This is a genomic window from Congregibacter litoralis KT71, assembly GCF_000153125.2.
In the GTDB taxonomy this organism is placed as follows: Bacteria; Pseudomonadota; Gammaproteobacteria; order Pseudomonadales; family Halieaceae; genus Congregibacter; species Congregibacter litoralis.
The window spans coordinates 4,018,492-4,035,609 of record NZ_CM002299.1; the positions used below are offsets into that span (position 1 = coordinate 4,018,492).

The following is a 17,118-nucleotide window of genomic DNA, read 5'->3' on the forward strand; positions in this document are numbered from 1 at the left end:
CACCCTGGGGGCGCGGCGCGGTGTAGAAATCAGCTTCCGTCCTGACCCACTATAGCCGGCGTGCCAGTTGTCTGGGCTTTTTTGCTGGTTTCAAACTCCTCTATCTCAGCATCCAACTGCCGACTTACCAGCTCCGGTGAGCCCGTGCCTCGCGCCAGGAGGCTGTAGGCCATGGGCACCAGAAACAGGGTCACCAGCGTAGCCAGGGCGACACCACCCATGACCACCACACCGATGACGCTGCGTACTTCGTGGCCGGGACCCGAAGACAGCACCAGGGGCAAGGCTCCCATCACCGTGGTGAAGGCCGTCATTACGATGGGACGAAGACGCTTGCTGGCCCCCTCAATCACCGACTGATCGTAATCAAAGCCCGCATCGCGCATCTGGTTAATAAACTCCACGATGAGGATGCCGTTTTTCGCCGCCAGCCCCACGAGCATGATCAACCCCACCTGGCTGTAGATGTTCAGCGTCGCACCCACGAGCTGCAGCCCCCAGAGACCACCCAGCAGCGCCACGGGGACGGTAAACAGGATGATTGCCGGGTGCACAAAGGACTCAAACTGAGCCGCCATCACCAGGTAAACGATGAGCAGGGCAAGGAGGAAGGTGATGTAGACGCTGCCGCTTGCGCGGTAGTACTCCAGGGATTCGCCCTTAAAGTCAAAGCTCGCCGTTTCGGGAAGTTCCGTTCGAACCACTTCCTGCAGATAATCCAGGGCCTCGCCGAGTTTGTAGTCATCGGCAAGAGACGCCGTCAGGGTAAAGGAACGCACGCGGTTGTAGCGATTGAGACTGCCTGCGCCGGCTTCCTCGCGAAGGGTCACGATGTTGGACAGGGGTATCAGTCTATCCGTGGTATTGGAGCGCACATAAATATTGTCCAGATCTGACAGGGTGCGGGACTCTTCCCGATCGCCCTCAATGATCACGTCATACTCGCGACCGCCCATGATAAAGGTGGTGACGCGGCGGGAGCCCAGGAGGGTCTCCAGGGTGCGTCCGATGTCCGCGAGGCTGATGCCCAGGTCGCCGGCGCGGTTGCGATCCACGGAAACCCGCAGCTGCGGCTTGGTGGGTTTGAGATCCGTATCTACCCGCAGGAGACCCGGATTCTCGGCGACCTTCGCCAGCATGATGTCCTGCCATTCGGCGAGGTTCTCGTAGCTGTCACCGCCCACGACAAACTGCACGGGGTCCGCATTACCCCCGCCGAAGGAGCGCGGCGCGCGCACGAAGACTCTGGCGCCGGCAATGTCCTTCACCCGGTTCTGGGCGTCCGCAGCGATCTCCTGGGAGGTGCGGTCACGCTCTTCCCAGGGCGCCAGGGCCATGATGGTAAATGCCTGGTTGAAGGCTTCACCGCCACCCCAGCCGGGGGCGCGAATCAGCAGGCGTCGCACCTCCCCGCTCTCTACGAGGGGCATGAGCAGCTCTTCCACCTGAAGCACCTGATCCACCGTGTACTCGAAGGAGGAGCCCTCGGGCGTGGCGGCGATCATGTACAGCACCCCGCGGTCTTCCGTGGGAGAAAACTCCTGGGGCACGCTTTTGCTGAGCTGCCAGGCAGAAAACACGCAAAGCAGCAGAACGGGAATAAACAGCCAGGACCGCTCCACAAAAGGTCGCAGCACCTTCCGGTAACGAAGCTCCATGGCCTCGCTCAGCTCCTCGACCTTGTTTGCGAGACGGTTGGACACCTTGTCCTTGTTGAGGAGCTTGGAGCAAATCACCGGCCCCAGGGTTAAGGCCACAAAGCTGGAGAAAATCACGGCAATGGCCATGGCCACCGCAAATTCCGCGAAGAGCCGGCCGACGTTGCCCTCCAAAAAAGTAATGGGAATGAATACCGCCACCAACACCAGGGTCGTGGCAATGACCGCGAACGCCACCTGCCGGGCACCGCGATAGGAGGCCACCAGGGCGGACTCACCGCGCACGAGGCGGCGGTGAATGTTTTCAAGCACCACGATGCTGTCATCGACCACCAGACCGATGGCCAGCACCAGGGCGAGGAGGGTCAGGAGGTTGATGCTGTACCCCAGCACCCAGAGCATGCTGAAGCTGCCGATCAGTGAGATGGGTACCGTGAGGGCCGGCACCAGCACGCTCCGGGGATCACCCAGAAACAGAAAAATCACGATCACCACCAGCACGCCGGCGATAAATAGCGTGGAGAACACTTCATTGATGGCCGCATCCACGAAGACGGAGCGGTCAAAACCCACCACGAGTTCCATGCCATCGGGCAGCTGTTGATTAACACGCTTGATCTCTTCCTGCACCGCGCGACCCACACTCAGTGCGTTGGCCTTGCTCTGCTTGACGATACCCACGCCCACCATGGACTCGGTATTGCCCCGGAACATGCTCCGGGACTCGGCACTGGAAAGCTCTACCCGGGCAACATCGGCAAGGCGCACCAGATAGCCGTCTTCGCCCCTCGCCAGCACCAGCTCCCGAAAATCCTCCGCGACCTGATAGCTACGATCGATACGCACCACAAAATCCCGCTCTGAGGACTTGATGGTGCCCGCGGGGAGCTCGACGTTCTGACTCCGCAGTGCCAGCTCCACATCGGCCACCGTGAGACCCCGAGCCACCAGCGCGTTGCGATCCAGCCAGATCCGCATGGAGTAGATCTGACCGCCGCCGATCCGCACGCGCGCCACACCATCAAGCACCGCAAAGCGGTCCTCAAGGTAACGGCGGGCGTAATCCGTGAGCTCCAGGGCCGACATGTTCTCGCCCACCAGGTGAGACCAGAAAATCACCTGTTCATCGCTGTTGCTCTTGCGGGTCTCCGGGGGAAGGGCCTCCTCAGGAAGATTATCCAGAACGCCGGACACGCGATCGCGGACATCATTGGCCGCCGAGTCAATATCCCGATCCAGATTGAATTCGATGGTCACCGTAGACTCACCGTCGTAGCTTGCGGAGCTCAGGGTTTTGATACCCTCAATGCCCGACAGACGGTTCTCGATAAGCTCGGTAATCTTGTTCTCAACCACGGCGGCAGACGCACCGGGGTAGGAGGTCTGCACCGTGACGATGGGCGAGTCGATATCCGGATATTCCCGCAGGGGGAGGCGATCAAAGGCCAGTAATCCAAAGGCAACGATCAGCGCGCTGCCTACCAGGGCCATGACAGGCCGTCGAACGGCGACATCAGAAAGTAACATCAGCTTTGCACCACGCGTACGGGCATCGCGTTGCCCGAGAGGCGAATAATGCCATCCTGAACAATGCGCTCGCCTTCGCTCACTCCGTTTAAGATAACTACCCAGCCGGGGATACGGGCCCCGATTTCTACCTCACTGCGCAGCGCCTGCTCACCGTCGACTTTCCAGACAAAGTGTCGGGCCGCGCGGCTCTGTATGCTTTCTTCGGGAACCATCAGTACCGTGTTTGATTCTCCCGTAACCTCAATCTCCATAAGCAGCCCTGCCCGAAGGAGCCCGTCTTCGTTGGGGACAACGGCCCGGGCAGTGATGGCCCGCGCCACGGGGTCCACCCGGCTGCCTACGGCAGACAGGGTGCCCTGAAAGTCTTCCTTGAAAGCCGCGCTCTTGGCGATGATGGGCATGCCGGGCTGAAGCACACCGAGGTAACGTGCCGGCACGGTGAACTGCAGTCGCATACGGCTCACATCATCCAGCGTGGTCAGGCGCTGACCAAAAGACACCAGAGCGCCCTCGCTCACCTCCCGAAGACCGAGCACACCGGAGAATGGCGCAACAATGGTGAGATCTGCGATGCGTGCTTCCAGCTCACTGATCTGATGCTGTAAGACCTCGACCTCAGTGCTCGCTGAATCCAGCTCTGTTTGCGCCACCTGGTTTTTTCGGGCGAGGTCCGTGAGGCGCTTTACCTCGCGTCGGGCATCGGCAAGGCGCGCACTGAGCTCGCGCATGGAGGCCCGCTCCGACTCCTGACGGAGAGTTGCCAGTACCTGTCCCTTCTCCACGACGTCGCCGTCTTCAAAGTTAAGACTGGTGATGCGCTGGGCCACGGGTGCCGTGATATCGACGGACTCCCAGGCCTGAAGGGTGCCCAGGGCGGGGATGCGATCCCGGAAGCTCCGGGATTCAACCTCGATCACGGTAACCGGCGCCGCGGGACGCTGCCGCGCCATGACATCGTCAGATGACCCGCCAAATTGCTGCCAGGCAAAGAAGCCGGCAACTGCCAGACCAATAACAATGACCAAGGGTTTCATAGTTACCTCGTAACTCCTGCAGAAGAAGGGAAAGTAGAAAGACCGCTATGATAACACCGAGCGCCTCCTAAGCTGTGGTTTTGCCCTGAACCCTACGTGGTCCGCAGGGACTCGGATTGCTGATTCCGGCGCTATCGAATGCTCCCAAGGACGGTGTATCATCGCGCCCCACGCGGCGTCACTTTGCTGCTTCACAAACATTAAAAGGGCTGAGCCCCAGGCGTCGTCGCAACAAACCGCGACGAGGAGACAATTTTGAATTCCCATTGGCAGCAACAACTGGTGGAACTGTCCAGATTCCAGCCAGAGATGCTTCGCGGTATCTGTCGTGGCATCGAGAAAGAGAGCCTGCGGGTTGCGGGAGACGGCGTTTTAGCCCAAACACCCCATCCGGAAGCGCTTGGATCCGCTCTCACCCACGGCAGCATCACCACGGATTACTCCGAGTCACTCATGGAGTTCATCACACCGGTATCCACGGGTATCGAAGATACGCTCCAGACCCTGGAAGATGTGCACAGTTTTGTTTACCAGCACATTGGCAGTGAGCGTCTCTGGAGCGCCAGTATGCCGTGCATTGTTGCCGGCGATGCGGGCATCCCCGTGGCGCGCTACGGCAGCTCCAACGTGGGTCGGATGAAGACGGTATACCGCTACGGCCTGGGCAACCGCTACGGTCGACTGATGCAGGCCATTGCCGGCGTGCACTACAATTTTTCGATGCCCGAGTCGTATTGGCCCGAGGCTCAGAAGGCCGACGGCGATGAGGGGCCCCTCAAGGACTACATTACTTCACGATACCTGGGACTGATCCGCAATTTCCATCGCTGGTCATGGCTGCTGATCTATCTCTTTGGCGCCTCTCCCGCGGTCTGTGCGAGCTTCATGCGCGGCCGGGGTGAGCATCATCTCGAAGCTTTTGATGCTGAGGGCAACTCCCTGCATCTTCCCCACGCGACGGCCCTGCGTATGGGCGATCTGGGCTACAACAGCTCGGCGCAAAAGTCCCTGCGCGCCTGCTACAACTCCCTGGACAACTATATCGCCACCCTGACTCAGGCGATTCTCAGCCCCCATCCCGATTACGCGGCATACAAGGGCAAAGAGAACGGTGAGTACATGCAGCTCAATGACAGCCTTCTGCAGATCGAAAACGAGTTTTACAGCACCATCAGGCCCAAGCGTCCGGGCAGCAGCGGCGAAACCCCGTTAACCGCACTCCACGCCCGGGGCATTGAGTATGTGGAAATCCGCTGTATCGACGTCAGCCCCTTCCACCCCCTGGGTATCGACAGTGCGCAGATTCGCCTCCTGGACAGCTTTCTGTTGCATTGCCTGACGCAACCCAGCCCGCCCTGTGACGAAGTACAGCAGGACCAGCAGGCTGCAAATCTCAGTGCAGTGGTCAATCGCGGTCGGGAACCCGGACTGCAACTGGAAACACCCTCGGGCTCCCGATTACTCACAGACTGGGCCGAGGAGCTTCTTGGTGATATCACGGAGAGCGCGGAGCTTCTCGACGGCGTTCACAAAACGACGGAGTACAGTGCAGCGCTGGCAGAGCAGCAGGCGAAGGTACGCGGCGACGTGGAATTACCCTCGGCACGGGTTCTTCGGGAAATGCGTGAAAAAGGTATGCCCTATTATCGTTTTGCCATGGGCTACAGCAACCGCTGGGCGGAACACTTTAAGGAGCGGAAACTCCACCCCGATGCGGAGCAGGCGCTTGTCGATGAAAGCATCGCATCGCTTAAGCGCCAGGCAGACATCGAGGCCGCAGATAGCGTCAGTTTCGAGGATTACCTCGCCGCTTACTTTGACCAGTACAAAGCACTGAACCACGGAGAATAAATGAACGCTCTGCTGAACATCCGGCCCCTTTTCTTCGGCTTGTTTTTACTGACCATTATTTCCATGGCTTTTGCGCTTTTTTATCTGGAGCGAACTCTGGGCCTGCCACCCTGCCCCCTGTGCATTACCCAGCGTCTGTTTGTGGTGCTCGTCGGTGTCTTTGCGCTCCTGGCAGCCCTGCACAATCCCCGGGGATGGGGTCGCCGCGTTTACGCCACCCTGTGCCTTGTCAGCGCAGCCCTGGGTGGTGCCGTTGCTATGCGCCACATCTGGCTTCAGAATCTCCCCGAAGAGCTCGCCCCCGCCTGCGGACCCAGCCTCGAGTACATGCTCGAAACACTACCCTTCTCGGAAACCTTTTCCGTAGTCATGATGGGCGACGGCAATTGCGCCGAGACCGTCTGGACATTCGCGGGGCTCAGCATTCCCGAGCAAACGCTGGCGCTGTTTGTCGTACTCGCAGGCGTGTCGGTGTTTCAGCTCATTCGGAAGGCCTAGCAGTCATAGTTCGCTACACACCCTAATCAGGCAAGTGGCCGGGATTAAACAGACACGTTAATCCGGCAAGCGGGCCCGATCCGCTCAGTGCGCTGGATCGGTGGACGCTTACTTCGCGAATCGCACCCACTTGCCTGAGCGGCGTGCAACATCGATGCATCGATATGCTCGAGCGAAGCTGATTAATGTGCGAGTGCCATTCGCTGGCTACAAGGACTGCGTGCGTTGATTACGGAGCGAGCGTCCCCCAACTTAGCGAGGGGAGTGATCAATGCGCGCAGTCCTGTCTCAACATTGCGCAAGCCCTGTCTATCCGCGTTTGTCACGAAGCGAGCGCGCCCCTACCCGGCGAGTGTAGTGATCAACGCGGATAGCCCTCTCTCGACCAATCGATCTAAGGCACAAAAAAAAAGGGCCTCAATTCACATTGAGACCCTCTCTTCACATCACGACGAACCCGACTAATCGGCCTCGGCTGATGTCAGATGCTTAGCCTTCTGCTTCTGCGTCACTCTGCGTCGGAATATCCAGCAGCTCGACTTCGAAGATCAGGGCGGCGTTCGGACCGATACGCTCACCGGCACCACCGGCGCCATAGGCAAGCTCCGAGGGAATGAAGAGCTTGTATTTGGACCCAACCTGCATGAGCTGCAGTGCTTCGGTCCAACCGCTGATGACCTGGCCCACACCAAAGGTTACGGGCTCCCCACGTGCGTAGGAGGAGTCAAACTCGGTGCCGTCGATAAGCGTGCCGCGATAATGTACCTGCACGCTGTCTTCCGCGGTGGGGGTCGCGCCGTCGCCCGCTTCGATCACTTCGTACTGCAAACCTGATTCCGTGGTCACAACACCTTCGCGAGTGCTGTTCTCAAGTAGGAAAGCCGTGGCCGCTGCCGCATTGGCTTCTGCCATTGCAGAGGTCATGGACTCCCGCTCGGCATTGATGCGCTCCTGAAAGGCAATCATCTCAGCTTGGATTTCTTCATCGCTCAGGCGCTGGGGGGCGTTGGTCATCGCATCACGCAGGCCAGCAGCGAAGGAGTCGACATCAACGGTCATGCCGTCGTTCGCCATGTTGCGGCCAAGGCCCAGGGCGACGCCATAGCTCAATCGCTGGTTGGGGGTTTCAAGCTGTAGTTCAGCCACGGCAGTCTCTCCTGAGTCTTGTTGCTGACATGCACTCAGCACAATCACGGCGCATAACGCTACCGCGGGCTTCAAAAATATGTTCATGGATACTTCCTGTGAATTGATAGAGTTCGACGGAAACTGAACCTTGAGGCAGTGGTCTCACCAAGATGAGTCACCTCGCAAACAGAGGTCCACGCTTTTCGAGGGCGCAAGTGTAAACGCTGTATGCCCCGTCTGCCACCCTTGAGCTGTGCCGCGACGGGGGACACGCTACACTGAGAGCCCTCGTGAGAGGCACCCGCAAACCGCCATTTTTTCCACGACGGCAGAATCACAGCATGGCCTTTCGGTTTTTTGAACAACTGGTACATCCTTTTCCCGACCGGCAGCCGCGTCGGGCACCCGCTTCCGTGCTTCGTTTTTGTCGCCATCACTCACGGGGCCTCGAGCCCTGGTTGATCGCCATGTCGGTGCTGAGCATGGGCATTGCCATCGTAGAAGTGGCGCTGTTTGAAGTCCTCGGCCAAGGCGTTGACCTCCTGTCGAATACGACGCCGGAGACCATTTTTGCCGCTGGCGGCCGGACTCTTCTGTGGCTCATGCTCGGGCTGCTTACGGCTTTTCCCTTCATGGTAGCGCTCCAGTCCCTCATCCTTCATCAGACGCTCATGGGCAACTTCCCGATGATCGTGCGCTGGATGGCTCATCGCTATCTGTTACGCCAGAGTCTTGGTTTTTTTCAGGATGAGTTCTCCGGAAGGGTTGCCACCCGGGTCATGCAAACCGCCCTCGCGGTGCGCTCCGTGGTGCTCATCACCCTGGATATTCTGGTGTATGTCGCGGTGTATTTTCTGTCGGTACTTTTCCTGCTGGGCAGCATCGATTATCGGCTGGCCGTGCCGCTCTTTATCTGGTTGCTGATCTACGTGTTTATCCTGAAGACCATCCTGCCGCGGATGCAGAAAGTGTCGGAGACTCAGGCCGATGCGCGCTCTATGATGACCGGGCGCATCGCCGACAGCTACACCAACATAGGCACGGTAAAGCTCTTTTCCCACGCCCAGCGGGAGTCCAACTATGCGCGGGAGGGGATGGAAGAATTCCTGGGAACGGTCCATCCCCAGATGCGGCTGGTCACCTGGATGGAAACCTCCATCACCGCCAACAACACCCTGATGCTCCTCACGGTGAGTGCTACGGCGCTATATCTGTGGTTTGAGGCCGCCATTTCACCGGGCTCCATCGCCGCGGCCCTGGCCCTGTGCCTGCGCATCAACGGCATCAGTGAGTGGATAATGTGGGAGGTCTCGGCCCTGTTCGAAAACGTCGGCACGGTACGCGATGGCATCAGCACCCTGTCGCGGGATATCGACGTAGAGGACCATCCGGAGGCGACGCCCCTGGAGGTAAGGTCGGGGCAGCTAAGCTTTAACAACATCGTGTTTGCCTACACGCCGCAAAAGCCGGTTTTTGAGAACCTCCACCTCGACATTGCCCCCGGTGAGAAAATCGGTCTCATCGGTCGCTCCGGTGCCGGAAAATCCACCCTCGTGAATCTCCTTTTGCGTTTTTCCGATCTCCAGGGTGGGAGTATCACCATCGATGGACAGGATATCTCTCGGGTCACCCAGGAGTCCCTGCGCGCCAACATCGGCATGGTGACCCAGGACACCTCCTTGCTGCACCGCAGCGTGCGCGACAATATCCTCTACGGCCGGGAGACCGCCAGTGAAGAAGAGTTGCGCACGGCCATCCAACGCGCCCGTGCCGATGAATTTATTGACAATCTCGAGGACCACAGGGGCGCGCGGGGTCTTGATGCGCAGGTGGGCGAGCGCGGCGTGAAGCTCAGCGGCGGCCAGCGTCAACGCATTGCCATCGCGCGGGTAATGCTCAAAGACGCGCCCATACTGGTGCTCGATGAAGCTACCTCGGCGCTGGACTCCGAAGTGGAAGTCGCTATTCAGGACAGCCTCTACGAGCTGATGGAGGGTAAAACCGTGCTCGCCATTGCCCATCGCCTGTCGACCATCGCTGCGCTGGACCGGCTTATCGTTCTGGATGGCGGCAATATCGTAGAGACCGGCAGCCATGCGGAGCTCATCGCTAAAAACGGCATTTACAAGCGGCTGTGGGATTACCAGTCCGGTGGATTCCTCGCGCTGGACTGAGGAAATCTAAGCTTTTAGCACCGCTGCGCTGAAGTCTGCAAAAGCGTCCTCTTCCAGACAGTAATGCTTTGCGAGTTCCTTCAACTGTTCGTCGAGGTGTCCGGCCGGGGCCTGCGCCGCAGACCTGATGACCGGGTCACTTCCATGATCCTGCGCAAAGAGATCCGCCAGAAACTCCAGCTGCCGGCGCTCCGCCTGCAACTCCAGGTCTTTGATGGCTTCGTAGTCGGCACGGCACTCCGAAGCGTCGCGCCACTGCTCGCGCTGCCCGCGCAGGGGCAGCACTACGCCTTCGCGCCAGGACCGGCAACGTTCCTCGGCCCGGCGCAGATCATCCGGAGTCAGGCACCCCCCCCGCCTCACACACCAACACGCGTACAGCAGTAGATTGACGTCGATGCCCCAGCGCTGTTGCGCGCTCAGGCAGGCCTCTGCCACCCCCGGATTGCCGTAGACACCCACCGCAAAACGCCACAAGTCCGCCCTGGGGGTGTCTTCTTCCCGATTGTTTGTCTGTTCCCCTGCGTCCACGCCCAGTAAACTCCCCGCCCGTGATTATCTTACGCGACCTTAGCCTCCGCCGTGCAGACCGTCTTCTTTTTGAGGAGGCCAACGCCAGCCTGCTCCCGGGGCAGAAGATCGCCCTCACGGGCGCCAATGGTTGCGGCAAATCCAGTCTCTTTGCCATGTTGCTTGGCGAATTACAGGCCGACAGAGGCGAGATCGAGGGTCTTCAGGGGCAGCGGATCGCCCACATGGCACAGGACGTTGCCGCCAGCGAGGAGGTCGCGGGAGACTTTGTCCTCGGAGGGGATGCGGCGGTCGCAGGACTCCTGAAAGAACTGCAAAGCGCTGAAGCCCGGGGCGACTATACCGCGGCCGCGGCCCTTCACTCCCAGCTTGAGGCCTGCGACGGCTACGCCGCTGAGCGCCGCGCCCTGCAACTGATGCTGGGTCTGGGTTTTGAAGACAAAGATGCCCGGCGCAGCGTCGGGGAATTTTCCGGCGGCTGGAGAGTGCGCCTGGCGCTGGCCCGAGCGCTGATGATGCCGTCGGATTTGCTGTTGCTGGATGAGCCCACCAACCACCTCGACCTCGACACCACCCTGTGGCTCCAAAACTTCCTCAAAGCGTACCGGGGAACGCTCCTGCTCATTTCTCACGACCGCGACTTTATCGATGCAAGCTGCTCGGCGGTGCTACACATCGAGCAGCAGCGGCTCAACAGCTACAAAGGCGGATACAGCGACTTTGAGAGACAGCGGGCCCTGCGCCTGGCGGAACAGCGGGCCAGCGCGGAGAAACACGCGCGGCGCCGCGCCGAGATTGAAGATTTTGTCCGGCGCTTTCGCGCCAAAGCGACGAAGGCCAAGCAGGCCCAGAGCCGCCTCAAAGAACTGGCGCGCATGGGCGAAATGGCTCTGGCTCATGAGGACAGCCCCTTTGAGTTCCGCTTTCCCGAGCCGCCCCGGGGCCGGGACCCCCTCATCGAGCTCCGCGGCGCCCAGGTAGGCTATGACAAAACGCCGCTTATCACCGGCGCGGACTTCAGTTTGCGAAACGGTGACCGCATGGCGCTCCTGGGTCGCAATGGCTCGGGTAAAACAACGTTTTTAAGGACTCTCTGTGGCGAGCTCCCCCTCCTCGCCGGTGAACGCCACAGCAGTGAGGGTTGTCGCATCGCCTACTTTGACCAGCAGCAGGTGGATACCCTGGATCTGGATAGCTCCGCCTTACTGCACCTTCAGCGTATTACCCCTGATGCCCGGGAACAGACCCTCCGGGACTTTCTCGGGGGCTTCGATTTCAGGGGCAAGCGCGCGGATGCGGAGCTGCGCCCCTTCTCCGGCGGAGAAAAGGCCCGGCTCGCGCTGGCAATCCTGGCCTGGCAGCAGCCGAATGTGCTGGTGCTGGACGAGCCCACCAACCATCTGGATCTTGAGATGCGTCGGGCGCTGGAAATCGCCCTGCTGGAATTCTCCGGGGCGGTCATTGTGGTGAGCCACGACCGCCACCTCCTGCGCAGCACGGCCGACAGTCTCTATCGCATTGCCGAAGGTCATCTGGGCCTGTTCGATGGTGACCTGGATGCCTATGAAGCCCTCATCCTTCGCGGCAGCGACGAGCCGAAAGACAGCGGCCCCCAACGGGCGGAGGGCGCCGACAAACAAAAAACCACCGTGGATCGCCGCGATCAGAGACGCGCGGCGGCAGAAACCCGCGCCCAGAGGCGCCCCCTGGAGCAGGCCATTAAAAAGCTTGAAAAGCGTATGGCCTCTCTGGAAAACAAGCTGTCAGAGATTGAAACGGCTCTCGCTGATCCATCAATCTACGAACAGGAACACAAAGCCAAGCTGACGGAGCTTCTTCGGGAACAGGGCAGCTATCGCAGCGAGCTGGAAGCCGTGGAAGGCGAGTGGCTCACGAAGCAGGAATCTCTGGAGGCGATGACCCCAGGAGGCTAAGTTTTTTGCGGCGTGACAGGCGCTTGACGGCAGCTTCTCGCACCTGCGCGGCGGACCGGCTCTCCCATTGCTCCTTCCAGACGACAGCCACCGGCCTTCGAGCCCGCGTGTAGTTTGCCCCGCCCACCAGTTCACCGTTGTGCTGCCGGATGCGACGGGCAAGATCCCGGGTGACGCCGGTGTAAAGAGAGCCATCGGCACAGCGCAGCATGTATACCCACCAGGTGGAGTCTGTCGCCGTACTATCGGTGGCGTCCTTACCGTCCAAATTCGAGGCTACCCCCGACGCCAGGTCTGATAGCGCTCCAACCACGCCAGAACCTTCTCGGGCTTGCGGGCTTTTTTCCATTCCCCGGCGAGAAAGCGATTGGCTTCACCCATGGTTGGATAAATATGGATGGTGCTGAGGATTTTGTTGAGCCCCAGACCATGCTTCATGGCCAGGACAAACTCGGGGATCAAGTCCCCCGCGTGGGCGCTGACGATGGTCGCGCCAAGAATCCGATCACGACCGGGTTCCGTGAGGACTTTGACAAAACCCTCGTCTTCGCTGTCTGCGATGGCCCGATCCAGATCATCGATGCCGTAGCGCGTCACCTCGTAGTCCACATCCTGAGCTTTCGCCTCGTCTTCGCTCAGCCCCACGCGAGCGACCTCGGGGCTGGTGAAAGTAGCCCAGGGAATCACGGAGTAGTCCACGCGGAAGCGTTTCAGATGGCCAAGGAGCGCATTCACCGTCGCAAACCAGGCCTGATGACTGGCAACGTGGGTAAATTGATAGGGTCCTACGATGTCACCGCAGGCAAAAATCGTGGGGATCACCGTTTGCAGGTAATCATCGACCTCGATGGTGCCTCGATCCGTTGTGCCGATGCCCAGTTCCTCAAGTCCCATACCCTCGATATTGGGCGTGCGACCTACCGCCAGCAGCAAGCGATCAAACTCCAGAGCCAGGGCCTCACCGTTCTGCAGGCATTGCGCCGTCTGACAGCTCTCCGTGCGGGCAAAAGACTGGGGCTCGCAGTTCGTGAGAATCTTGACCCCTTTCTTCTCCAGACGCGCATGTACCAGACTCGAGGCGTCCTCATCCTCCCGGGGCATAATCCGCGACGCGTGGGTGACCAGGGTAACCTCTGACCCCAGACTGGCCATGGCCTGTGCCAGCTCACAGCCAATAGGGCCTGCGCCCAGGACCATAAACCGGCGGGGAAGCTCACGAATGTCCCACAGAGTATCTGAGGTCAGGTAATCAAGATCCTCAAGACCCGTGATATCCGGAACCCGGGCTCGGGCGCCGCTCGCAATCACGATGTGCCGGGAGGAAATTCGCTCGCCGTTCACCTCTACTTCCCAGGGAGACACGATCTTTGCATCCCCCGCAACGCAATCCACACCCAGGGACGTAAAGCGCTCTACGGAGTCGTGGGGCTCAATGGCCGCAATCTTTGCCTGTACCCGCTCCATCACCGCCGGAAAGTTAACGGAAACCTCTACGGGGGCGAGGCCGAACTCCGGCGCCCGGCGCATTTCCTCAGCGACGTGGGCACTGCGCAGAATCGCCTTGCTGGGCACGCAGCCCGTATTCAGACAGTCCCCGCCCATCTTGTGGCGTTCTATCAGCGTGACCTTTGCCTTGAGCGTCGCAGCAATAAGCGATGACACCAGTCCCGCGGACCCCGCACCAATGACCACCAGGTTCGTGTCGAACTTTTTGGGCTTGGTAAAACGTGCCAGTTGCCGCCGCGCCTTGATGCGGTTCAACAGCGCCCGGGCGATAAAGGGAAACACCGCGAGAAGCACGAAGGACCCCAGAAGCTCGGGAGACAAAATACCCGCCGGACTTTCAAGCTGGCCAAGCTGGGTGCCCGCATTGATGTAGACGGCGGTCGCCGGGAGCATTCCCAGCTGGGAAACCCAGTAGAAACGCAGGGTACTGATCGGCAACAGACCCGAAATCAGATTAATCACGAAGAAGGGGAACACCGGTACCAGACGCAGGGAAAACAGGTAGAAAGCACCGTCCCGGGAAAAACCTGTATTAAGAGCCTTCAGCTGCCTGCGAAAGCGTGTCTGCACCCAGTCACGCAGAAGCAGACGCGACACCAGAAACGCAAGGGTTGCCCCGAGAGAGCTGGCGAAGGACACCAATAGTAAAGCGGTCCAGAAGCCGAAGATTGCGCCCCCGGCCAGAGTCATGATGGCAGCACCGGGGAGTGACAAACCGGTGACCGCGACATAGAGAGCAAAGAAGACCGTCGCGATCATCAGAGGATTGGCATCGCGCAGGGCCTCAAGATCCTCGCTGCGCCCCCGCAGCGCCTCAAAACTGAGCAGCGACTGCACATCGAAGTACCAGAAAGCAAAAAAGCCCCCAAGCACCAACGCGAGAATCCCTATCTTGACTGATTTACCTGCCGCCATCGCCACTGCTTCCTTTTGTCTGAGCTGCCGGGAACGGTCCCGATTTACGATGCTGACACAAAGAGTCGTCGCGCAAAGCTTGAATATTTGCCCCTCACCCCAATCTCCACGATAGAATCACCCGTATACGAACCAATTACTGAATGGAGAGACAACATGAGTGACGCTATTGTGCACGTCAGCGACGCAAGCTTCGAGCAAGATGTGCTGAGCAGCGACGTACCTGTTCTGGTCGATTTTTGGGCAGAGTGGTGCGGTCCCTGCAAAATGATTGCCCCGGTGCTGGATGAACTCGCCGGCGAGTTTGCGGGCAAGCTGAAAGTCTGCAAAGTAGACGTCGATGCCAACCCCGAAGTTCCCGGTAAATTCGGCATTCGCGGTATCCCCACCCTTATCCTGTTTAAGGATGGCAATGCCGAGGCCACCAAGGTCGGCGCGCTATCAAAATCGCAACTCGTTGAATTCGTGAACGAAAGCATCGCCTGATGGCGAGGCCCCGCCAGCTCTGGCGGGGCTCTGTTTTTCCCCGGCATCACGATAAAAAGCGCTAGACCTCCATTCTGGAGCGTGCTACTTTCTTTCTGTCTGCGCGGCCCCGCGCGACCATAATAACCCCGCCACCCCTCTGTCTCTTCCGCTTAGCAGCGCTTCAGGCAAGCTAAAGAAGCGTTAATAGCCCCAAGAGTCCGGGTACCGGCGAACCCATTAACCTATTCTCTCTGGCTCATCTACCTTGTCTAGCACATCCCAAATAGAAACCGAATCGCAAACTCCTGCCGACGCCCCCGCACCCAATGACACACAGGGTGACGGGCAGAACGGCGGGCAAAATAGCGGGCAAAGCAATGCCACCAATGAAGCGCAGACGGATGCTCCCGTAGCAGCGAAAGCTGATGCCGCCGACGCGGCCGATGGGTCAGAGCCCGCCGGCGACGCAAATGCCAAGAATTCCCAGGGCAGGGAGTCGGGTCAGGGAGATGGGTCGAACAAGCCGCCGCGCAACCGATCCCAGGGTCGGGGAAAGCGCAATAACAACAAACAGCAGCCGCTGCCTGAGGGTTACCGCCCGGCAGAGCCCATGAACCTGACGGACCTGAAAACCAAGTCCACCCAGGAACTCATTGATATCGCGTCGAGCATTGGCCTGGACAACCTTGCGCGATCGCGCAAGCAGGACATCATCTTCTCGATCCTAAAGCGCCACGCCAAGGGCGGCGAGGATATTTACGGCGATGGCGTTCTGGAGATTCTTCAGGATGGCTTTGGCTTTTTGCGCTCCGCCGACAGCTCCTACCTGGCGGGACCCGACGACATCTATGTGTCACCCAGCCAGATTCGCCGTTTTAACCTGCGCACCGGTGACACCATCACCGGCAAGATTCGCCCCCCGAAGGACAGCGAGCGCTACTTTGCCCTTCTGAAGATCGGCGAGGTCAACTTCAGCCGGCCGGAAAACTCCAAGAGCAAGATCCTCTTTGAGAACCTGACACCACTGTTCCCGGAGGAGCGCCTGACTCTCGAGAAGGGCAATGGCAGCACCGAGGATCTCACGGGACGCATCATTGACCTGGTTGCGCCCATTGGTAAGGGCCAACGGGGATTGCTGGTCGCACCGCCAAAGGCGGGTAAGACCATCATGATGCAGAACATCGCCCAGGCGATTCTGAGCAACAACCCCGAAACCTACATGATTGTGCTGCTCATCGACGAGCGCCCGGAAGAAGTGACAGAAATGCAGCGATCCGTGGGTATCCGCGGCGCTGAAGTCGTAGCCTCCACCTTTGATGAACCCCCCTCGCGGCACGTGCAGGTGGCGGACATGGTCATCGAAAAGGCCAAACGTCTGGTGGAGCACAAACGGGATGTGGTGATTCTTCTGGACTCCATCACGCGCCTCGCACGGGCCTACAACACCGTGATACCCAGTTCCGGCAAGGTACTGACCGGTGGTGTCGATGCCCATGCATTGGAACGTCCCAAGCGTTTCTTCGGTGCTGCGCGAAACATCGAGGAAGGTGGCAGCCTCTCTATCATCGCCACGGCGCTGGTCGATACCGGGTCGAAGATGGACGAGGTGATCTACGAGGAATTTAAGGGCACGGGCAATATGGAATTGCACCTTGACCGGAAAATTGCCGAAAAACGCATCTATCCCGCGATCAATATCCGCCGCTCCGGCACCCGTCGCGAGGAGAAGCTCACCGGTGAAGAAGAACTGCAGCGTATGTGGATCCTGCGCAAGCTGCTTCACGGCATGGAAGATCTGCCTGCGGTGGAATTCCTTCTCGATCGGCTCAAAGACACCAAGACCAACGAAGAGTTCTTTATGTCCATGAAGCGCAAGTAGCGCTGAAACGAC

At 59.5% G+C, this 17,118-nt stretch carries 12 protein-coding genes; 6 read left to right on the forward strand and 6 right to left on the reverse strand.

Annotated features, from left to right (window positions below):
* Nucleotides 1-29: 29 nt before the first annotated feature.
* Both KT71_RS18215 and KT71_RS18220 read right to left on the reverse strand, forming a co-directional pair.
* Nucleotides 30-3,185 (reverse strand): efflux RND transporter permease subunit, encoded by a 3,156-nt coding sequence (locus KT71_RS18215; RefSeq protein ID WP_008293858.1) that lies wholly within the window; start codon nt 3,183-3,185, stop codon nt 30-32.
* A complete protein-coding gene (locus KT71_RS18220; RefSeq protein WP_008293857.1) occupies nt 3,185-4,222 on the reverse strand; it encodes an efflux RND transporter periplasmic adaptor subunit in 1,038 nt (345 codons plus the stop codon). Before KT71_RS18220 ends, KT71_RS18215 begins: the two co-directional genes overlap by 1 nt.
* Nucleotides 4,223-4,477: 255 nt before the next feature.
* Here KT71_RS18220 and gshA point away from each other — a divergent pair, with 255 nt between their 5' ends.
* Both gshA and KT71_RS18230 read left to right on the forward strand, forming a co-directional pair.
* Complete coding sequence (gene gshA / locus KT71_RS18225) at nt 4,478-6,073, forward strand: glutamate--cysteine ligase (RefSeq protein WP_023660329.1); 1,596 nt, start codon at nt 4,478-4,480, stop codon at nt 6,071-6,073.
* Complete coding sequence (locus KT71_RS18230) at nt 6,074-6,571, forward strand: disulfide bond formation protein B (RefSeq protein ID WP_008293855.1); 498 nt, start codon at nt 6,074-6,076, stop codon at nt 6,569-6,571. It begins immediately after the preceding gene.
* A 489-nt stretch (nt 6,572-7,060) separates the two neighbouring features.
* Here KT71_RS18230 and bamJ read toward each other — a convergent pair whose 3' ends face one another.
* Nucleotides 7,061-7,717 (reverse strand): BamJ family beta-barrel-assembly machinery protein, encoded by a 657-nt coding sequence (bamJ, locus tag KT71_RS18235; RefSeq protein WP_274518428.1) that lies wholly within the window; start codon nt 7,715-7,717, stop codon nt 7,061-7,063.
* A gap of 323 nt (nt 7,718-8,040) precedes the next feature.
* Between bamJ and KT71_RS18240 the strand changes: the two genes are divergently transcribed.
* Nucleotides 8,041-9,873: an ABC transporter ATP-binding protein gene (locus KT71_RS18240; RefSeq protein ID WP_008293853.1), complete on the forward strand. Its 1,833-nt coding sequence runs from the start codon at nt 8,041-8,043 to the stop codon at nt 9,871-9,873.
* A 6-nt stretch (nt 9,874-9,879) separates the two neighbouring features.
* Here KT71_RS18240 and KT71_RS19895 read toward each other — a convergent pair whose 3' ends face one another.
* A complete protein-coding gene (locus KT71_RS19895; protein ID WP_008293852.1) occupies nt 9,880-10,404 on the reverse strand; it encodes a TIGR02444 family protein in 525 nt (174 codons plus the stop codon).
* Nucleotides 10,405-10,424: 20 nt separating this feature from the next.
* Between KT71_RS19895 and KT71_RS18250 the strand changes: the two genes are divergently transcribed.
* Nucleotides 10,425-12,338, forward strand: a complete 1,914-nt coding sequence (locus KT71_RS18250; RefSeq protein ID WP_008293851.1) for an ABC-F family ATP-binding cassette domain-containing protein — start codon at nt 10,425-10,427, stop codon at nt 12,336-12,338.
* Here KT71_RS18250 and KT71_RS21170 read toward each other — a convergent pair.
* Nucleotides 12,295-12,606 (reverse strand): GIY-YIG nuclease family protein, encoded by a 312-nt coding sequence (locus KT71_RS21170; RefSeq protein ID WP_434780715.1) that lies wholly within the window; start codon nt 12,604-12,606, stop codon nt 12,295-12,297. The two genes, KT71_RS18250 and KT71_RS21170, sit on opposite strands and share 44 nt — an antisense overlap.
* 8 nt (nt 12,607-12,614) lie before the next feature.
* Entirely contained in the window at nt 12,615-14,759 is a 2,145-nt protein-coding gene (locus KT71_RS18255; RefSeq protein ID WP_008293849.1) for a dihydrolipoyl dehydrogenase family protein, read from the reverse strand.
* Nucleotides 14,760-14,915: 156 nt separating this feature from the next.
* On the opposite strand from KT71_RS18255, the gene trxA reads away from it, so the two are divergent.
* Complete coding sequence (gene trxA / locus KT71_RS18260) at nt 14,916-15,245, forward strand: thioredoxin TrxA (protein ID WP_008293848.1); 330 nt, start codon at nt 14,916-14,918, stop codon at nt 15,243-15,245.
* A 592-nt stretch (nt 15,246-15,837) separates the two neighbouring features.
* Nucleotides 15,838-17,106 carry a transcription termination factor Rho gene (rho, locus tag KT71_RS18265; protein WP_008293847.1) on the forward strand — a complete coding sequence of 423 codons (1,269 nt, stop codon included), beginning with the start codon at nt 15,838-15,840 and terminating at the stop codon, nt 17,104-17,106.
* The last annotated feature ends 12 nt before the right edge of the window (nt 17,107-17,118 follow it).